Here is a 22,752-nt window from a genome sequence, read left to right on the forward strand (position 1 = left end):
TTCCCCCCGATCACAATCTCGCGGCGTGGATGGCGGTCACGAGCAGCGCGCGTGCGCCGATGGCGTAGAGGTCGTCCATCACCTGGTTGATGCCCGTACGCGGCAGCATGACCCGCACGGCGACCCACTTCGGGTCCTGCAGGGGCGAGATGGTCGGCGATTCGCGCCCTGATGCGATGGCCGTGGCCTGCTCGATCAGTTCGACAGGCAGGTCGTAGTCGAGCAGCACGTAGCGGCGGGCAACGATGACGCCGCGGAGGCGGCGCAGCAGCCTCTCGGTGCCCTCTGCGTCACCGGGACGGCTGATCAGCACGGCCTCGGACTCGATGATGACCGGTCCGAATATCTCGAGTCCGGCCTGACGCAGCGTGGTGCCGGTCTCGACGACGTCGGCGATGGCGTCGGCGACGCCGAGTTGCACGGCGGATTCCACGGCACCGTCCAGCGGCACCAGGGTCGCCTCGACGCCGTGCTCGCGCAGGAAGGCGTCGACGAGGCCGGGGTACGCCGAGGCGACCCGCACACCGGCGAGATCCTCGATCGCGCTGTAGCGACCGGCGGGGGCGGCGAAGCGGAATGTGGAGCGTGCGAAACCGAGCGCCTGCACCTCACGGGCCTGCTGGGGAGCATCGCGCAGCAGATCCCGGCCGGTGATGCCGACATCGAGTGCCCCGGAGGCGACGTAGGTGGCGATGTCGCGCGGGCGGAGGAAGAAGAACTCGACGTCGTTCTGGGCGTCGATCACGTGCAGGGTCTTGGAGTCTCGGCGTCCGGCGTAGCCGGCTTCAGCGAGCATCTCGGCGGCGGTCTCGGCGAGCGAGCCCTTGTTGGGAACAGCAATGCGCAGCATGGGGAACTTTCAGATCAGAGGATGGGGACGGTACGCATCAGAGATGTCGGTACACGTCCTCGAGGCTGAGCCCCTTCGCGATCATCATGACCTGCACGTGGTAGAGCAGCTGGGAGATCTCCTCTGCCGCCTCGGCGTCGGACTCGTATTCGGAGGCCATCCACACTTCGGCGGCCTCCTCCACGATCTTCTTCCCGATCGTGTGCACGCCGGCGTCGAGTTCAGCGACGGTGCCGGAACCTTCAGGGCGGGTCTCGGCCTTGACACTGAGCTCTGCGAACAGGTCGTCGAAAGTCTTCACGATTCAAGGCTAGCGGCTCGCGTGCGCTCTCGAAGCCCACCGATAGCCGCCTCGATGTCCGCTGCCCCGTACACGGCCGACCCGGCGACGAACGTGTCGGCACCGGCCTCAGCAGCCTGCGCGATCGTGTCATCGGTGATCCCGCCGTCGACCTGGAACCAGACATCTGATCCGCGGCGCCTGGCCTCGTCTGCCAGAGCGCGCAGCTTGGGCATGGTCTCGGTCATGAAGCGCTGTCCGCCGAAGCCAGGTTCGACGGTCATCACGAGGATCTGGTCGAACTCGTCGAACAGCTCGTAGAGGCTCTCACCGTCAGTGCCGGGCTTCAGCGCCACGCCGGCGCGTGCACCGATCGATCGAAGGCGACGGGCGAGACCCACAGGGTCGGTCGCTGCTTCGAGATGGAAGGTGACACTGGCGGCTCCGAGTTCCGCATAGCCTGGCGCCCAGCGGTCGGGGTCGGTGATCATCAGGTGCACATCGAGTGGGATGGGACTCGTCGCCTGGATCCGTTCGACCATCTGCGTGCCGAAGGTCAGATTCGGCACGAAATGGTTGTCCATCACATCGACGTGGACGAAATCCGCCGTCGCGATGCGGGCGAGATCCGCCTGCATGTTGACGAAATCGGCGGACAGGATGCTGGGATTGATGCGCGGAGCAGCAGGAAGGCTCATCTGATCATTCTCCCGTCTCGGTGGTGGTCTTCGCGTCGTCAGTGCGCCGGAGCAGCGCGAGGAACATCGCGTCAGTGCCGTGGCGGTGCGGCCACAGCTGCACCCGACCACTGCCGTCGGACGCGAGACCGATCGGGCTCTGCGACACATCGGACATCACGGCCGCGGCATCCAGTTCGATCACGTCGTCACGCTCGCGCAGCACAGCCGACACCACGCCGGAGGTCTCGGCGAGGTGCGGCGAGCAGGTGACGTACGCGACGATGCCGCCCGGCGCGAGGGCATCGAGTGCGCCGGCGAGCAGCTGCTCCTGAAGGGGGACGAGATCGGCGACGTCGGCAGGCGTCTTGCGCCACCGCGCCTCCGGCCGCCTGCGCAGGGCGCCGAGGCCCGTGCACGGTGCATCGACGAGGATGCGGTCGTAGCGGCCGTGGTTCGCTGCGGTGAGCCCGCGCCCGTCCTCTTCGTGCACTGTGACCTCTCCCGGCACTGCCTTGAGGGCGTTGCGCACCAGGCGCGCACGCGTCGGCACGACTTCGTTGGCCTCGAGAGTGACCTGGTGCTGCTGCGCGATCGCGGCCAGCAGAGCCGTCTTGCCGCCCGGACCGGCGCAGAGATCGAGCCACTGCTCCCCCGCCCTGATCGGTGCAGCGCCGGCGAGTGCGAGTGCGACCAGCTGCGAACCCTCGTCCTGCACGCGCACGGTGCCGCCGGACGCGGCGATGATCTTGTGCGGGTCACCGCCAGGAGAGCCGAATGCGGTCGTCGCGTAGGGTCTGGCCGGACTGCCTGGTTCGGCGAGGCCGGGCAACGCGACCAATGTGACTTCGGGCGAGACGTTGTCGGCGTCGAGCAGCGCCTCCAATTCGTCTTCCCGGTTCTCGGCGGCGAGGGCGCGTCGCAGCGCACGGATGATCCAGACCGGATGCGCCGCGCGCAGACCGAGACGTTCGTCGTCAGAGCGCGCTTCGACTTCGATGTGCTCCTGCCACTGCCCCGGCGTGTCGCGTGAGATGCGTCGGAGCACGGCATTCGCGAAGCCGGAGGGGCCTCTGCCGAGTTCGGCCGCGACGAGGTTCACGGATTCATTGACCGCGGCATGCGAGGCGACACGGGTAGCGAGCAGCTGGTGCGTCGCCAGTCGCAGCGCATCGAGGACCGCCTCGTCGATGTCATCGATCGAGCGTCCGGCCGCCGATGCGATGATGGCGTCGTAGGTGCCGCGCCGGCGGAGCGTGCCGTAGGTGAGCTCGGTGGCGAGGGCTGCGTCCTGCGGATTCAGCGCGGCGTCGGCTATGGCCGAGGGCAGGAGCAGGTTCGCGTAGGCGTCCGACTCGCTCACCGCGCGCAGCACGTCGTAGGCGACTCGGCGTGCGGGCTGCACGGTTCTCGAGTTCCGCGTCGACCGCCGCGTCTCGGACGATCCTTGGGGCCGGGGCGAGCGCGCAGGCGCACGGTTCTTCCCACTCTCGCGGCGGCTCTCGCGCCTGTTGTCGCCGTTCATGCGCCGGCTCGGATCGTATCGTCGCCGCGGAAGCCGCGCCACCAGTCCGTCGCCTTCATCGGCGCCTTTCCGGCCGGCTGCACCCGCCGCACTTCGAGAGGCGTCGTGGCGGTGCCGATCAGCAGGGCGTGCGTGGTCGCGGCGATCTCACCGGGTGCCAGCGGCTCAGAGTCGACGGCCGGAGCGGCGTCGAGCACCTTCACCCGCAGCGCTCCGACGGTGGTGTGCGCACCGGGCTCCGGAGTCACTCCGCGGAAGCGCGAATAGATCTCTTCGACGGGAACGGTCCAGTCGAGCACGCCGTCCTCGAGCGTGAGCTTCGGCGCCAGCGACACCTCGCCCTCCTGCGGCACGGCGACAGCGGTGCCGCTCGCGATGCCGGCGACGACCTCGGCGGTGAGGCCGGCACCGTCGTACGCGAGCACGTCGAGCACGACGTCCGCGTTGGCATCGGGCGGCAACGGCACGACACGCGCACCGAATACGGCGCCGGCGTCCAGCGCGGGAACGAGCTGGAACACGCTCACCCCCAGCTCGGCGACCCCGGCGATGAGCGCGCGTTGCACGGGGGCAGCACCGCGCCAGGCCGGCAGAAGCGAGAAGTGCAGGTTGATCCAGCCGTGCTCGGGCGTCGAGAGCAGCGGCTCGCGGACGAGTCCGCCGTACGCGACGATGACGCCGAGCTCCGGCCGCAGCGCCGTGATGCGGCCGGTCGCCTCGTCATCCAACCGCGCGGCTTTGATGATCGGCAGGCCGAGTTCTTCAGCCGCCTGCGCCACCGGCGATGACGTCAGCACGCGCTTGCGCCCCAGTGGCGCATCCGGGCGCGTGACGACGGCCACGACCTCGTGAGACGCCGCGAGCGTGCGCAGCGTGGGTATGGCGGCGGCCGGCGTGCCGGCGAAGACGAGTCGCATGAAGGTTCTCCGGATGGAATGGGTGTCACAGCTCAGGATCGAGGATATCGAGCCGAAGTGACAGCGGGCTGCGGTTGCTCTGACCTCGGCCTCGGCGGCGCTTGACCGCCTCGGCGACGACGGCGGCGCGAAGGCTCGTCGCAACGGCGTTGCCCGCCGCGTACTCGAAGCGCACGAGAGCACGCACGCGGCCTTCGTCGCTCTCGATGGGCACGGGTCCGAGAATGGCGTCGGCGGGCAGTGGCAGCGCTCGGAGGTCGGCCAGAGCGCGGTCGACGGATGCCGGCAGTCCCTCGACGAGCGCGACGCGAGCGGCCGGGGGCATGTGCAGCGGAGCGCGCTCCTCGAGTTCTGAGCGTGCATAGCCGGCCTGGTTCCACGTGGCCAGCGCCCGGCCGACAGGGCCGTCGACGCCGACGAGGTGGATGGGCGCGCCGGGAGCTGCCAGGGCGGCGGCGTTCGACCACCAGCGCAGGCACGACTCCCCGACGCGCAGATCGGGCGCCTGCAGCATCCTCGTGCCGTCGAGGAGCACGACGGCACGGTATCCGCCGTCGGCGACCGGCTCGGCGCCGCGGGTCGCGACCACGAGAGCAGGCTTGTCGGACACCTGCTCCACCGGATGAGCACCATCGGCGATGATCACACGGATGCCGGGGAACGCGCGGCCGAGCTCGTCGGCGGTCCGCTCACTGCCAGAGGACGCGAGCCGCAGCTTCGTCGAGGAGCATGAAGGGCATGCCCACGCTCGCGCCGAGCGTCCGCACCATCCGCACACCGGCACGGCGCCGCGATGCCTCGCGCCGAGCGGACCGCCGCACGGTTGGCAGCGCGCCGGAGCACGGCATTCGGCGCAGACGAGGGTCGGCGAGAATCCGGGGCGTGAGACCTGCACCAGCACCGGGCCCTCTTCCGTGGCCCTCCGCGCTGCGCCGAACGCACTGGAGTGCACTCGCTGCGCCGGCTGCTCCATCTCCTGCGGTGTGCTCAGCACGACCTTGGGCAGCACACGCCTCGCGGCATGGATGTCCTTCAGCCAGCCGCGCGCCACGAGACGCTCGGCGTCTGTCGTACGGGTATGCCCGGCGAGCATCAGGGCCGAGCTCTCCTGCTCCTGTCGCAGCAGCGCGGCGTCGCGCGCGTGCACGTACGGGGCGAGCGGCTCCCCGAGCAGCGAATCGCCATCGTCCCAGATCGCGACCAGCCCTGCCTGTACCGGCGAGTAGACCGCAGAGCGGTTGCCGACCACGACGCAGGGCGCATCTTCCAGAGTGCGCAGAAACGCGCGATACCGATCGGGGTTGGTCTGTCGGGAGTCGTGCCGCACGATCGCCTCGGCAGGAAGGAACGACTCCAGCGTGTTCAGCAATCGGTCGACGTCACGATGATCCGGCACGACGAGGATCGTGGAGCGACCGGATGCCAGCATCCGTGTCGCGGCCGCGGCAAGCAGCTCGGTCCACCGCAGAACGCCATCGCGAACGCCGGGAATCGCCTCGACAGCGGCGCGTTCACCGGTGTCGAGCGCGGCGGTGAGAGCGTCGTACTCCGCGAGCACGGCATCGGCGCGCTCGACCGCGGCCGGCACAGGCACCGCTGCCTCGGCATCGCCTTTCCATGCCTTCTCGACGCGCACCTGCCGCTTCGGGATGACGAGCCGGAGGATGTCGCTCGCTGAACCGGCCGCGCGATCCGCCGTCCTGCGGGCAAGACGGTAGAGCCGCTCCGGGAGCACCGCAGCGGTGGAGACGACCGTCTCGACCGTGGAGAGCGGGCGCTCGGCGTCATTCTCCTCCGCGATCTCGACCACGTACGCGTCGATCATCCGCCCGGCGGTGCGCAGCGGCACGCGCACGCGTACGCCGACCGGCACCTCGCCGAGCTCTTCGGGCAGTGCGTAGTCGAACAGGCGATCCAGCTGCGGCAGCGGAGAGTCCAGCAGCACCCTCGCGATGCGCCGGCTCAACGCCGGGCTCCGCGCGTGGGCATCCGCGCCCCGCGCCCGTGCATCAGAGTCCGGCTGCGCGGCGGAGCTCGTCGGCGCGGTCCGTGCGCTCCCAGGTGAAGTCCGCGAGCTCCCGGCCGAAGTGGCCGTACGCCGCGGTCTGACGATAGATCGGACGCAGCAGGTCGAGCTGCTCGATGATCGCCTGCGGGCGCAGGTCGAACACCTGACGGATCGCCTCCGTGATCACCTCGTTCGAGACCTTGCCGGTGCCGAAGGTCTCGACGTAGAGGCCGACGGGGCGCGCGACGCCGATCGCGTAGGCGACCTGAACCTCGAGCCGCTCGGCGAGTCCGGCGGCGACAGCGTTCTTGGCGACCCAGCGCATGGCATAGGCACCTGAACGGTCGACCTTGGACGGGTCTTTGCCGCTGAAGGCCCCACCGCCGTGGCGCGCCGCGCCTCCGTACGTGTCGATGATGATCTTGCGACCGGTCAGCCCGGCATCGCCCTTCGGTCCGCCGGTGACGAAGGGTCCTGCGGGGTTGATGAAGTAGCGGTCGTCGGTCGGCATCTCGAGCCCTGTGCCCTCGAGCACCGGGTCGATGACGAGTCGGCGCACCTGCTCCTTGAGCTCATCCTGCGAGATATCGGGATGGTGCTGCGTCGAGAGCACGACGGCGTCGATGGTCTTGGGTGTGAAGCCCTCGTAGCCGAGCGTGACCTGCGTCTTGCCGTCGGGTCGCAGATATGCGAGTTCGCCGGAGCGACGCACCTCGGTGAGCCGTTCGGCGATGCGGTGCGCCGTGTGACCTGCCATGGGCATGAACTCGGGCGTCTCGATCGTCGCGAACCCGAACATGATGCCCTGGTCGCCGGCGCCCAGTCCGTCGAGCGCGTCGACGGAACTGCCGTCGCGCTGCTCCCGCGCCTGATCGACGCCGTGCGCGATGTCGCTGGACTGCTCCCCCACCGAGACGCTGACGCCGCAGGAGTCGCCGTCGAAGCCCGTCTCACTCGAGGTGTAACCGATCCCGTTCACGACCTGTCGGACGATCGTGGGGATGTCGACGTACGCCTCGGTACGGATCTCGCCTGCGACATGCACAAGGCCCGTGGTGACCAGGGTCTCCACGGCGACACGTGATCCGGTGTCCTGGGCGATCAGACCGTCGAGGATGCTGTCGGAGATCTGGTCGCAGATCTTGTCCGGGTGCCCCTCGGTGACGGACTCAGAGGTGAAAAGGCGCAGTGCGCTCATCGAGGAAGCTGCCTTCACTCAGCGTGGCGAAGGCGCAGCTTGTCCTCGTTGATCTCGTGGAGCGCGATGGTGAGCGGCTTGTCCTCGACAGACGAATCCACCAGCGGTCCGACGTTGTCGAAGAGGTTGCCCTCGTGGAGGTCGGCGTAGTAGTCGTTGATCTGACGCGCGCGCTTGGATGCGTAGATGACCAGCTCGTACTTCGACTCGACGCGGTCGAGCAGGTTGTCGATCGGCGGGTCGATGATGCCCTTGGTGTGGTGTCCGGCCATGGTGGGACCTCCAGATCAGGCGACGGGTTCGTCGCGAAGTCGAATCGGCAGGCGCGCGAATACCCTCAGCGCGCAGTCGCCTCGGACAATTCTACGACCTCGCGAGCGGCAGTGGCGACGTCCTCGTTCACAATGCGGTAATCGAACTCGCTCTGAGCCGCCAATTCGATCTTCGCGGTGCGCAGTCTGCGCGCCCGCTCCTCCTCGTCCTCGGTGCCGCGACCGACCAATCGATGGACCAATTCGTCCCATGAGGGCGGCAGCAGGAAGATGAGCGTCGCAGACGGCTCTGCCGCGCGCACCTGGCGCGCTCCCTGAAGATCGATCTCGAGAAGCACGGTCTTGCCCTCGGAGAGCGCCTTGTCGATCGGGGCGCGGGGCGTGCCGTAGCGGGAGCGGTTGTGCACGACGGCGTGCTCCAGCAGGGCGTCTTCGGCGATCATCCGATCGAACTCGGCGTCGTCCACGAAGAAGTAGTGCACGCCGTCGATCTCTCCCGGGCGTGGCGGCCTCGTGGTCGCGGAGATCGAAAGGTGGATATCGGGGTGGTTCTCGCGGATATGAGCGGCGACGGTGCCCTTGCCGACGGCCGTCGGGCCCGCAAGAACCAGCAGCCGGCTCCGTCCTGAGCGCGGGCTCTGCAGCGGGAAGCGCTCATCGAGCCAATGGCGGAGGGTGACGCGCTGACGCACGCCGAGCCCACCAAGGCGCTTGACCGGCGAGATGTCGAGTTCGACGAGGATCCGGTCGCGCTTGCCGACGCCGATCGCGGGAAGCGCGAGCAGGAAATCGGTGATGCGCATTGAGCCGGCAACGGACTCCGCGTCGGCGAACGCCTGCGCGGCGACGATCTGCGGAGCGACGACTCTCGTGGTCAGATCGCGTTTGAGCGACGCTCTCGCACGGCGTCGTTCGACAGCGCGTCGCGCGGCGGCCGCGCGGTCGACTTCGGGAACGCGGCGTTCAGACATTCAGTGCCTCCCGGTACTCCGCGGCGCGGGCGTCGATGGCTGCGATGAGCGCGTCGGGGCCAGCCGAGAGGATGCTGCGGCTCTCGGAGGCGATGACCATCGAGGCGTGCGTGCCGAATCGTGCGAGGAGATCACCGGGACCGGCTCCCTGTGCACCGAATCCCGGCCCGAGGATCGGTGCGGCCGGCGTGAACGCGGCGATGCCGGCATCCGTCCAGTCCACTGTCGCACCGATCACGAAACCCAGGCTGGCCCATTCACCGTCCGTTGTCGAGCGCGCGCTGCGTGAGCTGACCTCATCGATGATCGCGGCGGATACGGTCTGCGCGTCCGTCGAACGTGCGCGCTGCACGGCGCTCGCCTCAGGGTTGCTCGTCGCAGCGAGCACGAAGACGCCTTTGCCCGATCCTTCGGCGAGAGCGAATGTGCTCTCTAGTGCACCGACGCCGAGGAACGGGTTCACCGTGAGCGCGTCCGCCTCCAGCGGCGACCCCGGTGTGAGCCACGCCGCGGCGTATGCGTCCATCGTCGTGTCGATGTCGCCGCGTTTCGCATCGGCGATCACGACGAGGTCTGCGGCGCGTGCGGCGGCGAGCACCTCCTCCAGCGCGGCGAACCCCGCGGATCCGAAGCGCTCGAAGAACGACACCTGCGGCTTCACGGCGGCGATGCGCCCTGCCGCGGCATCCACGGTTCGAAGCCCGAACTCGCGAGCTCCGGCGGCGGAATCATCGAGCCCCCAGGAGGCCAGGAGCGCCCGGTGCGGGTCGATTCCCACGCAGAGCGGCCCATGGGCGCTCAGCGCAGCCCTGATCCGCTCCCCGAATCGTCCGCTCACAGAGCTGCCTCGCGGTCGATCGCGTACTCCTGCAGGCTCTTGACCTCGAAGCTCTCATCGGCGGCGTCCATACCGCTGACGGCGGCACCGAGAACAGCCATCGTCGTGAACAGCGCTTTGTCTGCGGCGACTGCCGCGGCGCGGATCTCATATCCGTCCGCTCGCGCGGCCCCGCCGGAGGGCGTGTTCACGATGATGTCGATCTCGCCGTCGTTGATGAGGTCGACGATGTTCTGCTCGCCGTTCTCGAGCGTCTCGCTGTACTTCGACACCACGGTGACGGCGATGCCGTTACGCGACAGGATCTCGGCGGTTCCCTCTGTGGCGACGAGGTTGAATCCGAGCTGCTGCAGGCGGTGCGCGGGCAGGATCACAGCGCGCTTGTCCGCGTCGGCGACCGAGATGAACACCGTGCCTGAGGTCGGCATCCCGCCGTATGCCGCTGCCTGGCTCTTCGCGAACGCGGTCGGGAAGTCCTTGTCGATGCCCATGACCTCGCCGGTCGAGCGCATCTCCGGGCCCAGCACGGAGTCGACGATCTTGCCGTCCTTGGTGCGGAACCGCTTGAACGGCAGCACCGCCTCTTTGACGGCGACCGGCGCACCGAGCGGCACGCGCGATCCATCGGAGATCGGCAGCAGGCCCTCGTTCTTGAGCTCGTCGATCGTGGCGCCGACCATGATGCGGCTCGCGGCCTTCGCCAGCGGGATGCCGAGCGCCTTCGAGACGAACGGCACCGTGCGGCTGGCGCGAGGGTTCGCCTCGATGACGTAGAGCACGCCGGCGCTGATCGCGAACTGCACGTTCAGCAGGCCGCGCACGCCGACGCCCTCGGCGATCGCGAGGGTCGCGATGCGAATGCGGTCGATGTCGCTGCGTCCGAGCGAGATGGGGGGCAGCGTGCAGCTGGAGTCGCCGGAGTGGATGCCGGCCTCTTCGAGGTGCTCCATCACTCCGCCGATGTACAGCTCGTTCCCGTCGTAGAGCGCGTCGACGTCGAGTTCGATCGCGTCGTCGAGGAAGCGGTCGACCAGCAGCGGGGTTCCTGGGCCGACGATGACCTCGCCTGCCGTGCGCACGAAGTAGTCGCGCAGGCTCGCGGTGTCGTACACGATCTCCATGCCGCGTCCGCCGAGCACGAAGCTCGGGCGCACCAGCACGGGGTAACCGATGTCCTCGGCGATGACGACCGCACCCTCCACGTCGGTGGCCGTGCCGTGACGCGGAGCGACGAGGCCCGCGGAGTTCAGCAGCTGTGAGAACAGCTCGCGCTCCTCGGCGATGTCGATCGCTTCAGGGCTCGTGCCGAGGACGGTGTAGCCGGCCGCTTCGATGCCCTTCGCGAGCCCGAGGGGGGTCTGACCGCCGAGCTGGCAGACGACGCCGAGGATGGTGCCGCTCGCGGCTTCCGCGTCGAGCACCTCGAGCACGTCCTCAAGGGTGAGCGGCTCGAAGTACAGCCGGTCGGAGGTGTCGTAGTCGGTGGAGACGGTCTCGGGGTTGCAGTTGACCATCACGGTCTCGTAGCCGGCGTCGGACAGCGCGAACGACGCGTGCACGCAGGAGTAGTCGAACTCGACGCCCTGGCCGATGCGGTTCGGACCCGAGCCGATGATGACGACCTTGGTGCGGTCCGACGGCGCGACCTCGGTCTCGAAGTCGTAGCTCGAGTAGTGGTACGGCGTGAGTGCGGGGAACTCCCCCGCGCATGTGTCGACCGTCTTGTAGACAGGACGGATGCCGAGGCCGTGGCGGACGCCGCGCACCTCGGCCTCGTCGATGCCGCGGATCTGGGCGAGCTGCGCGTCGGAGAAGCCATGCTCCTTCGCGTAGCGGAGCGTGTCGGCATCGAGCGCAGCGGCGTTGCGGACTGTCTCGGCGACCTCGTTGATCAGCACGATCTGGTCGAGGAACCACGGATCGATGGCGGTGGCATCGAACGCCTGCTCGATCGTCGCGCCCTTGCGCAGCGCCTGCTGCAGCACGACGATGCGGCCATCGGTCGGGGTCTTCGCGATCTCGAGCAGCTCCGCGGCCGTGCGTGTCTCCTCGCCCCAGTGGAAGCTGGAGCCGCGCTTCTCGAGCGAGCGGAGGGCCTTCTGCAGCGCCGTAGCGTAGTTGCGGCCGATCGCCATGGCCTCACCGACCGACTTCATGGTGGTGGTCAGCCTCGTGTCCGCAGCCGGGAACTTCTCGAACGCGAAGCGCGGCACCTTGACGACCACGTAGTCGAGCGTGGGCTCGAAGCTCGCAGGGGTGACACCGGTGATGTCGTTCGGGATCTCGTCGAGGCGGTAGCCGAGCGCGAGCTTGGCGGCGAGCTTGGCGATCGGGAATCCGGTGGCCTTCGAAGCCAGGGCGCTGGAGCGCGAGACGCGGGGGTTCATCTCGATCACGATGATGCGGCCGTCGGCCGGGTCGATCGCGAACTGGATGTTGCAGCCGCCGGTGTCGACGCCCACGGCGCGGATGATGTCGATGCCGATGTCGCGCAGCTTCTGGTACTCGCGATCGGTCAGCGTGAGTGCGGGGGCGACTGTGATGGAGTCGCCGGTGTGCACGCCCACGGCGTCGACGTTCTCGATGGAGCACACGACGACCGTGTTGTCTGCGGTGTCGCGCATGAGCTCGAGCTCGTACTCCTTCCAGCCGAGGATCGACTCTTCGAGGAGCACCTCGCTGGTCGGCGAGTCGTGAAGGCCTGCACCCGCCATGCGGCGGAGGTCCTTCTCGTCGTAGGCGAAGCCGGAGCCGAGACCTCCCATGGTGAAGCTCGGACGCACGACGAGCGGATAGCCCAGCTCATCGGCTGCCGCGAGAACCTCGTCCATGGTGTGGGCGATGCGGCTCTTCGCGACGTCTGCACCGGCGTCGAGCACCAGCTGCTTGAAGATCTGACGATCCTCGCCTTTGTTGATCGCCTCGAAGCTGGCGCCGATCAGCTCGACGTCGTACTTCTCCAGGATGCCGTGGTTGTGCAGTTCGATCGCGGCGTTCAGCGCTGTCTGGCCGCCGAGCGTCGGAAGGATCGCATCGGGCTTCTCCTTGGCGATGATCGTCTCGATGACCTGCCACGTGATCGGCTCGATGTACGTCGCGTCCGCGAAGTCCGGGTCGGTCATGATCGTGGCCGGGTTGGAGTTGACGAGGATGACGCGGACGCCCTCCTCGCGCAGTACGCGGCACGCCTGGGTTCCGGAGTAGTCGAACTCGCAGGCCTGGCCGATCACGATCGGGCCGGATCCGATGACGAGGACGGATTTGATGTCGTCGCGCTTTGGCATTACTTGGCGTCCTTCACAGTCGCGACGACCAGGTCGCGGAAGCGGTCGAAGAGGTAGTTGGCGTCGTGCGGACCGGCGGCGGCCTCGGGGTGGTACTGCACAGAGAAGGCCGGGATGTCGAGGGCGCGAAGCCCTTCGACCACGTTGTCGTTGAGGCCGATGTGGCTGACCTCCACCTTGCCGTAGCCGTTCGGGCTGTCGAAGGTGCCCTCCAGGGGCGCCTCCACCGCGAAGCCGTGGTTGTGCGCGGTGATCTCGACCTTGCCAGTGGTCTTGTCGAGCACGGGCTGGTTGATGCCGCGGTGGCCGAACGGGAGCTTGTAGGTGCCGAGGCCGAGGGCGCGCCCGAGCAGCTGGTTGCCGAAGCAGATGCCGAAGAAGGGCAGGCCTTCATCGAGCACGTTGCGCAGCAGAGCGACGTGATCGCCGGATGCCGCCGGATCACCGGGCCCGTTCGAATAGAACACGGCGACGGGTTCGATCGCAAGGATGTCCTGGATCGTCGCGGATTGCGGCAGTACGTGCACCTCGAAGCCGCGGCCTGCCAGATTGTCGATGGTGGCCTGCTTCACACCGAGGTCGAGCACTGCGAGATTGCCGATGCGCTCCCCTACCGGCATCGTGACCGTGGTGACGTCGACCGAAACCTGGGCCGAGAGGTTCTGGCCGCTCATCTCGGGAGCCTGCTGCACGAGGCGCAGCTGCTCGTCAGCATCCAGCGCAGCATCCGCTCCGGAGAAGACGCCGCCCCTCATCGAACCGGCGGAGCGGATGTGGCGTGTGATCGAGCGGGTGTCGATGCCGCTGATGCCGATGATGCCGTCGCGGACGAGGATCTCGTCCAGCGATGCGTTCGCACGCCAGTTCGACACCACGCGAGAGGGATCGCGCACGATGTAGCCGGCGACCCAGATGCGGCGCGACTCGGTGTCTTCATCGTTCATTCCGGTGTTGCCGATGTGGGGCGCGGTCTGCAGCACGATCTGGCCGGCGTAGGACGGATCGGTCAGTGTTTCCTGGTACCCGCTCATGCCGGTAGAGAAGACGACCTCACCGAGTGTGGTGCCCCGTGCGCCGTAGGCGCGGCCCGTGTGGCGGGTGCCGTCTTCGAGGACGAGGACGGCGGGATCTGGGAGTGTCATGATTCGGCTCCTGTGTCTTTCGCGGGGATGAGCCGCTGGAGTTCTGAGATGAGGTTCTGGGGATCGCCGGTCGTGACACGCACGTACGAGTCGACGATCGTGTCGTCGGACATGTTCCACGCGAGTCGGACGAGGCCGTTCGGCTCCACGACGCGGTCGATCGTGACTGTCGCACGGTCGACCTGCACGAGTTTCGCGGATGCGAGGAAGACGGTGGGCGCGCCGTCCAGGCAGAGCGCGGCGCCGCGGTCGGTGACGGCGATCTCGCCGCGTGCCCGGTATGCGAGCGGCGTGATCGCCAGGCGCTCCAGCGGCTGGTCGTGCCGTGTCGTCGAGACGTACAGCACCTCGTGCCGTGTCAGGACCTCGGCGTGCTCGGGGACGCCCATCGGCGCGGCGTGCACACCGTCGCGTCGGAGGCGTCGCCGCCACGCGAGGTACATGGACAGCAGGATCAGCACCGCCACCACGATGGTGATGGCGACAGCGATGTCTCGCATGCTCATGCGGTTAGCTCTTCCACGACTGCGCCGGATTCGACAGTGACGACGCCGTTGTGGATCGTCCACTCGACACGGCCCGGCAGGTCGCGTCCGAGGTACGGCGAGTTGCGGCTGCGACCGTGCAGGTCAGCGGCGGTGAAGGTGCCGGCCGCATCCGGGTCGTACAACGTGATCTGCGCGGGCTGACCGGCCTCCAACGGCGTGCCGTGGCCCTCGAGGAGTCCGATACGCGCAGGCGTCGCGCTCATGACGCGTGCGACATCGGCCCACCCGATCAGACCGGTCTGCACCATCGACTGGTGCACGACACGCAGCGCGCTCTCGAGTCCCACCATGCCGTTGGCTGCGGCCTGCCATTCGCACGCCTTGTTCTCGCTGGGGTGCGGGGCGTGGTCTGTGGCGACGATGTCGATCGTGCCGTCGGCGAGGCCCTCGCGCACGGCGAGCACGTCCTCTTCTCGGCGCAGCGGAGGGTTGACCTTGTACTTCGCGTCGTAACCGCGCACGAGCTCATCCGTCAGCAGCAGGTGATGCGGGGTGACTTCTGCGGTGACGCTGATGCCGCGCTTCTTGGCCCAGCGGATGATGTCGACGGACCCGGCGGTGGACAGGTGGCATACGTGCAGACGCGATCCCACGTGCTCGGCGAGCAGCACGTCGCGGGCGATGATCGATTCCTCTGCGACCGCGGGCCAGCCGGCGAGGCCGAGTTCGGCGGACACCGTGCCCTCATTCATCTGCGCGCCCTCGGTGAGGCGCGGATCCTGAGCGTGCTGCGCGATGACGCCGCCGAACGACTTCACGTACTCGAGCGCCCTCCGCATGATCAGCGGGTCGAAGACGCAGAAGCCGTCGTCGCTGAACACGCGCACCTTGGCACGAGATGCGGCCATGGCGCCGAGCTCAGCGAGCCGTTCGCCCTTCTGCCCAACGGTGACGGCGCCGATCGGCTGAACCGTGGCGTAGCCTGCGGCCTCGCCGAGGGCGAGTTCCTGCTCGACGACGCCGGCGGAATCTGCGACGGGCGACGTGTTCGGCATGGCGAAGACGGCGGTGAAACCACCGGCTGCGGCGGCCCTGGTCCCGGTGAGGATCGTCTCGGACGCCTCATAGCCCGGCTCGCGCAGGTGCGTGTGCAGGTCGACGAGTCCAGGGAGAGCGACGAGACCGTTCGCGTCGACGACGCGGGCGCCGGTGCGGCTGAGTCCCGTGCCGATCTCGGCGATCAGGCCGTTCTCCACCACGATGTCGGCGGCCTCTGCTCCGAGAAGCTGTGCCCCGGTGATCACGAGGGTGTCCATCAGCTGTCTTCTCCTCGTTCGTCGTCTCGTTCTCCTGCCAGCAGCAGGTAGAGCACCGCCATGCGCACGGACACACCGTTGGTGACCTGTTCCAGCACCGTCGAGCGCGGCGAGTCCGCGGCTTCGGCGGAGATCTCCAGGCCGCGATTCATGGGTCCGGGGTGCATCACAATGCTATCGTCCGGAAGCGTGGCCGCACGCACGGCATCCAGCCCCCAGCGCCGGGAATACTCCCGCTCACTCGGGAAATACGCGGCGTTCATCCGTTCGAGCTGGATGCGCAGCATCATCACGGCGTCAGGGCCGTCGGCTAGAGCCTCATCGAGGTCGTAGAGCACACGCACCGGCCACTGCGAGACGTTCTGCGGAACCAGCGTCGGCGGCGAGACCAGCGTGACCTCGGCACCGAGTGTCGTGAGCAGCCAGACGTTCGAACGTGCGACCCGTGAGTGCAGCACATCGCCCACGATCACGACCCGGAGGCCGGACAGATCGCGACCACGGCTGTCAGCGCCGAACCGGCGCTTGCGAATGGTGAACGCGTCGAGCAACGCCTGGGTGGGGTGCTCGTGCGTACCGTCGCCGGCGTTGACGACCCCGGCCGTGATCCAGCCGCTGGTCGCGAGCGTGCGCGGCGCCCCTGAGGCGTGGTGACGGATGACGACGGCATCCGCACCCATCGCCTGCAGGGTCTGCGCGGTGTCCTTCAGGCTCTCGCCCTTCGACACGCTGGAGCCCTTGGCTGCGAAGTTGATGACATCCGCCGAGAGCCGCTTGGCTGCGGCTTCGAAGGAGATGCGCGTGCGGGTGGAGTCTTCGAAGAAGAGGTTCACCACTGTCTTGCCGCGCAGCGTGGGCAGCTTCTTGTGCTCGCGTGACTGCGTGTCGGACATGTCCTCGGCGATGTCGAGGATGCGAAGGGCATTCGCCCGATCGAGGGTTCGGGTGTCGAGGAGGTGTCTCATTCTCCGATCGTCACCGCCTCGGCGCCGTCGTTCTCGAACAGGCGCACGTTGACGCGCTCCTGGCGGGAGGACGGGATGTTCTTGCCGACGAAGTCGGGGCGGATCGGGAGCTCCCGATGTCCACGATCGATGAGGATCGCGAGGCGCACGGTCGAGGGGCGACCGATCGACTGGATCGCATCGAGTGCGGCGCGGATGCTGCGCCCGGAGAACAGCACGTCATCGACGAGCACGACGGTCTTGCCGTCGATGCCGCCGGCGGGGATCTCGGTGGGCTGCGGTGACCGGGTCGGATGCTTGGCGAGATCGTCGCGGAACAGGGTCACATCGAGGGAGCCGGCCTGGACCGACGTCTGGGCGATGCTGCTGATCAGTGCGCCGAGGCGGTGGGCGAGAGTGACTCCGCGGGTGGGGATGCCCAGCAGGACGAGGTTCTCAGCTCCTCGGTTGGATTCGAGGATCTCATGCGCGATACGGGTCAGAGCCCGCGAGATATCGGCTTCGTGCAGCACAGTGCGTGCGCTCATCCACCGCTCCCTTCTCCGCCTCTCTGGACGGTGTTAAAGGTTGCTTGTTGATCCAGCTTAGCGGAGTGATCCACCCGATGACGCTCAGGCGCCGAGGCGCAGCGCCTCGTCAGTGACGTCGTCGACCTTCGCCGCCCGGATCGGATGACCGGTGGTGCTCAGGCACTTCCCCGTCTTCAGGTCCCACTTCCAGTCGTGCATGCTGCAGGTCAGCACGCCGTCCTCGTCGACCTTGCCCGTCTTGGTGAGATCGGCGCGCAGATGCGGGCAGCGGCGCTGCACGACCCAGTCGCCGATCTCGGCATCCTCGGTCTGATCGGTCTGCTCGGAGTACCAGTTCTCGACGTACTCGATGCGGTCGACCGAGAGGCACTTGAGGAAGGTCGTGAGGAACTCGTTGAACTTGCCGCTTCGGCCCACGTGGAACTGCATCGAGAGGAAGATCGAGTTCGACCAGTCGATCTCGCGGTCTCGGATGTTCGTCGAGACCAGATCGGCGGGGATCGTGTACCAGTAGATGCACTCCTCCCCGGCGTACTCGCGGACCTTCGCCCGTGGGAAGTCGACCACCATGTCGAGGTCGCCGATGCGGAACCGCACGTTGCCCCCGACGCCGAGGCGGATCGTGCGCGACTTCTTCAGCAGCGGCTCCCACCATGTCTTCAGCGTCTCGAGCATCTCCGCCGGCGGGATGATCGCCGCCCGAGATGCCTCTTCATCGCGGATCTCCTGCTGGCGGCTCGTGCGCTGAGATTCGAGGTACTCCCACTTCTCGTCGAAGATGTGGGCGATCTCGGCATCCGTGTACAGCGTCTGGGTGATCGTCATGTCGGCGTGATCGAGCTCGACGACGGTGCCGGGCACGAACAGCCGGCCGTCGTACTGCGGAGCCTTCTCCCTGAGGTGCGCGAGGAACTGCTTCTGATCCGTGAAGATCGAGTCGTCGTCCTGGCCGAAGCCGTTGTACTTGAACAGCTCGTCACGCAGGAACATCGGCGGGCCGGCCATCGGGAACACGTGGGGTGCGTCGACCTTCTCGATGTAGAACATCGCCCGCTTGTTCTGCGCGTCGCGCTTGAGGCGGGCGAAGTTCTGCTTCGCGTCCTGCGGCAGGTCGTAGACCATCGGCCACCAGATCGCGCCAGAGGTCTGCGTGAAGTACGCGTCTGGCTTGCCGAAGCTCAGCAGCTTCTCGAGGTCGAGCGGATGCGAGTCGTTCTGATTGAGCACGGATGCGGTGCCGTCGTCGACGCTGAGCGAGGAATCCCCGATCGGGCCGTCGCTCGGGGCTCTCAGCGGCGTGATCATGAGCTTCAGCGCACCGCGTTCGATGACCTCACCTGCGGGCGCGTAGGTGATGTTGTCGTAGCCGAGGGCGCGGATGTCCTTCTCGAGGTCGTCGATCGGGTAGTCCGGCAGCAGCACCTCGATGTCCTTGCGGATGTAGCGCTGCAGCAGCGCCGGATCGAAGTGGTCGCGGTGTCGGTGGGAGATGTACAGGAAGTCTGCCTCCCGCCCGAGCTTCTCCCAGTCGAGCCCGCGGTTGTCGGGGAACGGGAACCAGGAGCCGAAGAACGAAGGGCCCATCACGGGGTCGCAGATGATGCTTCCGCCGACCGTTTCGATGAACATTCCGGCATGGCCGAGCCCCGTGATCCGCATTGCGCTCCTTCTGAGATTGACCTCACGATTGTACCCGGGGCCCTCTGAGCGCACGCCGAGGCCGGGCCGGGCGAGACGATCGCAGTGCTGACTTCAGTGGGCCGCGGCCGCACGCACCTGCACGATCGCCGTCTTGAACTCCGGCATCGCCGAGATGGGGTCGGTGGCGTCGTTCGTCAGCAGGTTCGCGCTGTGCGCGTCGGCGAAGTGGAATGGCAGGAATACCGTGTCAGGCCGGATCTCGACGCTCGTCGCAACCCTCGCCGTCACGGTGCCTCGGCTGTTCTCGAGCGTCGCCTGGTCTCCGTCGCGGAGCCCTCGATCAGCCGCGGTGGATGGATGCATCGTCACCTCGAGCGCACTGCGCGCGACCATCAACTCCGGCACCCGTCGCGTCTGTGCACCGGATTGGTAGTGCTCGAGCAGCCGGCCGGTGATGAGCGCGAGCTCACCTCCGGTCGCCGCGCTCTCGGGTCGCTCACTGACGGACACCGCCACGATGCGGGCTCGGCCGTCGGGATGGCGGTATCCACCCAGCAGCGGCCGTGGAGTGCCCTCGCTTCCGATCGGAAAGGGCCAGTAGGCGTCGCGGTCGTCGTCGAGCAGATCATGGCTGAGTCCGGAGTAGTCGGCGATGCCGCCGGCGGAGGCGCGGGCGAGTTCGTCGAACACGAGTGCGGGATCGACGTCGAAACGCCCAGGGGCATCCAGCCGACGCGCGAGTTCGGCGAAGATCCACAGTTCACTGCGCACGCCCGTTGGCGGGTTCGTCGCGCGTCTGCGTCGGATCACTCGCCCCTCGAGGTTCGTCATCGTGCCCTCTTCCTCGGCCCACTGCGTCACCGGGAGGACGATGTCAGCCATGGCCGCGGTCTCGGAGAGGAAGAAGTCGCAGACCACGAGAAGCTCCAGCCGTCCGAGACGTTCGCGCACGGCGCCCGCATCCGGGGCGGAGATGACCGGATTGGACCCGTGCACGAGCAGTGCTCTGATTCCGTCCGGCTCGTCGACGGAGGCGAGCAGCTGCACAGCGGGCAGACCTGGTCCGGGAAGGTCTTCGGGGTCAACGCCCCAAACTGCGGCGACGTGTGCACGCGCGACGGGATCGGTGATCTTGCGATATCCCGGCAGTTGGTCGCACTTCTGGCCGTGCTCGCGGCCGCCCTGCCCGTTGCCCTGCCCGGTGAGAGTGCCGTAGCCGCTGCCTGGCCGCGTGGGCAGTCCGAGGATCAGCGCGAGGTTGATGGCCGCGGTCGCGGTGTCGGTGCCATCGGCATGCTGCTCGATGCCACGCCCGGTCAGGATGAAGGTCTCCGCTCCGGAGGACAGTCGCCTCGCCACGTCTCGCAGCACGCGGACGGGCACGCCTGTCAACTGCTGCACACGTGCCGGCCACCAGGCGGCCACACTGCGACGCAGATCGTCGAATCCGTCGGTGTGCGCCTCGATCTCCGCGGCGTCGAACAGCCCCTCCGCGATCACGATGTGCGTGAGACCGAGCAGCAGCTCCAGGTCTGTTCCCGGCGCGGGCGCAAGGTGCATCCCCTGCCCTTCTTCGGTCAGCCGTGCCGTCGCGCTGCGGCGTGGATCGACGACGATGAGGCCACCGGCCTCACGGACGCCGGCGAGGTGCGACAGGAACGGGGGCATGGTCGCTGCGACGTTCGAGCCCAGCATCAGGACCGTCTTCGCGCCGTCCAGATCGGTCAGCGGGAACGGCAGCCCGCGGTCGATGCCGAACGCGCGATTCGCGGCTGCGGCGGCGGACGACATGCAGAAGCGCCCGTTGTAGTCGATACGCGATGTGCCGAGCGCGATACGAGCGAACTTGCCCAGCTGATAGGCCTTCTCGTTCGTGAGACCACCGCCGCCGAACACGCCGATGCTGTCCGGTCCTGACTCGTCCTGCAGCGCGCGGATGCGCTGGGCGAGAAGGTCGAGCGCCTCAGACCACTCCGACGGCACCAGCTCGCCGTGAGCGTCTCGGATGAGGGGTGTGCGGATGCGATCATCGGAGTCCAGCAGGATCGAGGATGTCCACCCTTTCTTGCACAGGCCGCCACGATTGGTCGGGAAGGACCGCCCGGTCACTGTCAGCGACGGTTCGTCGATCGCGGCGTCTGCTGTTCTCGGTGTGAGCGTCATCGCACACTGCAGTGCGCAGTACGGGCAATGCGTGTGGGTGGCCACGCTCATGCGGGTGCGGCCTGTTCCGCCGGGGCGACGTGCTCTGCAGACGCGAATCTCTCGAGAAGTTCTGCGAGACGCGGCTTGCAGCCCCCGCAGCCAGTGCCGGCGCGGATGTCGCGACCTATGCATGCCACTGTGTCGCTGCCCGCGGCGACCGCGTCCTCGACGCGCTGGACGGTGACGCCGTTGCACCAGCAGACGGTGGACGTAGGGGCGAAGGCGTCTGCGCTCGCGGCCGCACCGTCATCAGCACCGTCGAACCGCAGCAGCAGCGAGCGATCGGCGGGCAGCTCACTGCCACGGTCGTACAGCAGGGTGAGCTCGGCACTGGTGCGCGGCATCCCGACGCAGGCGAACGCTTCGAGGATCCCGTCTCTGGTCACCAGTTTGAGATAGCGACCGTGCTGCGGGTCAGCCCACTCGGCGACATGCCGATGCGGTGCGGGCTCGTCGGGCAGCGGCGATTCCCAGACATCCACATCGACGTCTCCCACCGCCGTCACATCGATCTCATCGGACTTCAGCATGACGACCGAGTCCCGTTCGGTCGGCGCTGCCGAGGGCAGAGTGACGCCGGAGGCCTCAGCCGTGAGCCGACGAGCGAGCCACTCGGCCTGCCGCCATCCTGGACCGATGAGTCCGGACGGCGCACCCGGCAGACGCGTCAGGGCATCTGTCTCGGCCGTGTGCTCCACGATGTGCGCGCAGTCGCCGATCGCGAAGACATCCGCATCGGTCCAGCAACGCAGCTGTTCGTCGACCACGATCCCCATAGCGGTGCGCAAGCCCGACATGGTCGCGAGCTCCGCTCGGGCGCCGACTCCGCATGAGAGCACCAGCAGGTCTCCTCGGACGTAGTTGCCGTCAGCCGTGACCAGCGCATCAAATGTACGCGTGCTGTCGCCGTCCGTTCGAAAGGCGACAGCTTCGGCCCGGCTGTGCGCGTACACCGTCACCCCGCTGGCGCGCAGCGCGCGCGAGAGCACGATGCCTGAGCCCCGATCGAGGCTGCGCGGCATGGGCGTCGCCCCGTGATGCACCACGCCGACCTCGGCTCCTGCCTTCGCCGCCAGCAGGGCGAACTCCAGACCGAGAACCCCGGCGCCCAGCACGATGATCCGTGCCCTCTCCTGTACAGCGGCACGAATGCGTTCGGCATCAGCGAGGTCTCGCAGCACGGTCACTCCCATCGGCAGCACAGGGTCTGCCCCGATGGCGCCTGCCCCCGCTCTGGACAGGGAGGACAGGTCGAAGGCCGGTCGATCGATCCCGGTCAGGGTTGGTACGTTCGCGCGAGCCCCTGTCGCGAGCACCAGGCGGTCGTATGGCACGCTCTCTCCGGTCGACATCTCGACCTGCTTGCTCGCCCGGTCGATGCCGATGACCCTCGTGCCGAGATGCACACGCACGCCTGCGTCGACGCTCTCCTGCGGGTCGTGCAGGGTGATGCTCGCGGCATCCGCCCGATCGACCGTCATCTCGGCCACGAGGACGCGATTGTATGGCACCTCCTTCTCGGCGCCGACGACCGTGAGGTCGATCAGCCCCGTCTTCACCGCGGGAAGCAGCTCTTCGCACAGGCGAGCGCCGACCGGCCCGAAACCGACGATCACGACTCGGAGGCGTGCGTCCTCCGACACGC

General features: G+C 67.8%; 19 protein-coding genes. All 19 read right to left on the reverse strand.

All coding sequences use genetic code 11. From position 1 onward, the window contains the following. Positions 1-10 precede the first annotated feature (10 nt). Positions 11-850 (reverse strand): ATP phosphoribosyltransferase, encoded by an 840-nt coding sequence (hisG, locus tag HDC95_RS03900; protein WP_259061850.1) that lies wholly within the window; start codon positions 848-850, stop codon positions 11-13. 37 nt (positions 851-887) lie between these two features. Next, a complete protein-coding gene (locus HDC95_RS03905; protein ID WP_259061851.1) occupies positions 888-1,151 on the reverse strand; it encodes a phosphoribosyl-ATP diphosphatase in 264 nt (87 codons plus the stop codon). After that, entirely contained in the window at positions 1,148-1,828 is a 681-nt protein-coding gene (gene rpe, locus HDC95_RS03910; protein WP_259061852.1) for a ribulose-phosphate 3-epimerase, read from the reverse strand. The genes HDC95_RS03905 and rpe overlap by 4 nt, the downstream gene beginning before the upstream one ends. Before the next feature lie 4 nt (positions 1,829-1,832). After that, a complete protein-coding gene (locus tag HDC95_RS03915; protein WP_259061853.1) occupies positions 1,833-3,212 on the reverse strand; it encodes an RsmB/NOP family class I SAM-dependent RNA methyltransferase in 1,380 nt (459 codons plus the stop codon). Positions 3,213-3,328: 116 nt separating this feature from the next. Next, positions 3,329-4,249 (reverse strand): methionyl-tRNA formyltransferase, encoded by a 921-nt coding sequence (gene fmt / locus HDC95_RS03920; RefSeq protein WP_259061854.1) that lies wholly within the window; start codon positions 4,247-4,249, stop codon positions 3,329-3,331. A gap of 25 nt (positions 4,250-4,274) precedes the next feature. Beyond that, a complete protein-coding gene (locus tag HDC95_RS03925) occupies positions 4,275-6,215 on the reverse strand; it encodes a primosomal protein N' (RefSeq protein ID WP_259061855.1) in 1,941 nt (646 codons plus the stop codon). A 43-nt stretch (positions 6,216-6,258) separates the two neighbouring features. Continuing rightward, entirely contained in the window at positions 6,259-7,455 is a 1,197-nt protein-coding gene (metK, locus tag HDC95_RS03930) for a methionine adenosyltransferase (RefSeq protein WP_259061856.1), read from the reverse strand. Between the two features lie 14 nt (positions 7,456-7,469). After that, complete coding sequence (gene rpoZ / locus HDC95_RS03935; protein ID WP_033107065.1) at positions 7,470-7,727, reverse strand: DNA-directed RNA polymerase subunit omega; 258 nt, start codon at positions 7,725-7,727, stop codon at positions 7,470-7,472. 65 nt (positions 7,728-7,792) lie between these two features. Then, positions 7,793-8,698, reverse strand: a complete 906-nt coding sequence (gene gmk / locus HDC95_RS03940) for a guanylate kinase (RefSeq protein WP_259061857.1) — start codon at positions 8,696-8,698, stop codon at positions 7,793-7,795. After that, positions 8,691-9,536, reverse strand: a complete 846-nt coding sequence (gene pyrF, locus HDC95_RS03945) for an orotidine-5'-phosphate decarboxylase (protein ID WP_259061858.1) — start codon at positions 9,534-9,536, stop codon at positions 8,691-8,693. The genes gmk and pyrF overlap by 8 nt, the downstream gene beginning before the upstream one ends. Then, a complete protein-coding gene (gene carB / locus HDC95_RS03950; protein ID WP_259061859.1) occupies positions 9,533-12,820 on the reverse strand; it encodes a carbamoyl-phosphate synthase large subunit in 3,288 nt (1,095 codons plus the stop codon). Before carB ends, pyrF begins: the two co-directional genes overlap by 4 nt. After that, positions 12,820-13,962, reverse strand: a complete 1,143-nt coding sequence (gene carA / locus HDC95_RS03955) for a glutamine-hydrolyzing carbamoyl-phosphate synthase small subunit (RefSeq protein ID WP_259061860.1) — start codon at positions 13,960-13,962, stop codon at positions 12,820-12,822. Before carA ends, carB begins: the two co-directional genes overlap by 1 nt. Then, a complete protein-coding gene (locus HDC95_RS03960) occupies positions 13,959-14,468 on the reverse strand; it encodes a hypothetical protein (RefSeq protein ID WP_259061861.1) in 510 nt (169 codons plus the stop codon). The genes carA and HDC95_RS03960 overlap by 4 nt, the downstream gene beginning before the upstream one ends. After that, entirely contained in the window at positions 14,465-15,769 is a 1,305-nt protein-coding gene (locus HDC95_RS03965) for a dihydroorotase (protein ID WP_396652669.1), read from the reverse strand. The genes HDC95_RS03960 and HDC95_RS03965 overlap by 4 nt, the downstream gene beginning before the upstream one ends. Continuing rightward, positions 15,766-16,731 carry an aspartate carbamoyltransferase catalytic subunit gene (locus HDC95_RS03970; protein WP_259061863.1) on the reverse strand — a complete coding sequence of 322 codons (966 nt, stop codon included), beginning with the start codon at positions 16,729-16,731 and terminating at the stop codon, positions 15,766-15,768. Before HDC95_RS03970 ends, HDC95_RS03965 begins: the two co-directional genes overlap by 4 nt. Then, positions 16,728-17,258 carry a bifunctional pyr operon transcriptional regulator/uracil phosphoribosyltransferase PyrR gene (pyrR, locus tag HDC95_RS03975; protein ID WP_259061864.1) on the reverse strand — a complete coding sequence of 177 codons (531 nt, stop codon included), beginning with the start codon at positions 17,256-17,258 and terminating at the stop codon, positions 16,728-16,730. The genes HDC95_RS03970 and pyrR overlap by 4 nt, the downstream gene beginning before the upstream one ends. A gap of 84 nt (positions 17,259-17,342) precedes the next feature. Further along, positions 17,343-18,920: a Rieske 2Fe-2S domain-containing protein gene (locus tag HDC95_RS03980; protein ID WP_259061865.1), complete on the reverse strand. Its 1,578-nt coding sequence runs from the start codon at positions 18,918-18,920 to the stop codon at positions 17,343-17,345. 93 nt (positions 18,921-19,013) lie between these two features. Next, the gene (locus tag HDC95_RS03985; protein WP_259061866.1) at positions 19,014-21,116 is read right to left on the reverse strand and encodes a molybdopterin oxidoreductase family protein; all 2,103 of its coding nucleotides are present in this window, start codon (positions 21,114-21,116) and stop codon (positions 19,014-19,016) included. After that, positions 21,113-22,750, reverse strand: a complete 1,638-nt coding sequence (locus HDC95_RS03990; protein WP_259061867.1) for an FAD-dependent oxidoreductase — start codon at positions 22,748-22,750, stop codon at positions 21,113-21,115. Before HDC95_RS03990 ends, HDC95_RS03985 begins: the two co-directional genes overlap by 4 nt. Positions 22,751-22,752: the final 2 nt, after the last annotated feature.

The sequence above is a fragment of the Microbacterium sp. AK031 genome (assembly GCF_024807145.1).
Classification (GTDB): Bacteria; Actinomycetota; Actinomycetes; order Actinomycetales; family Microbacteriaceae; genus Microbacterium.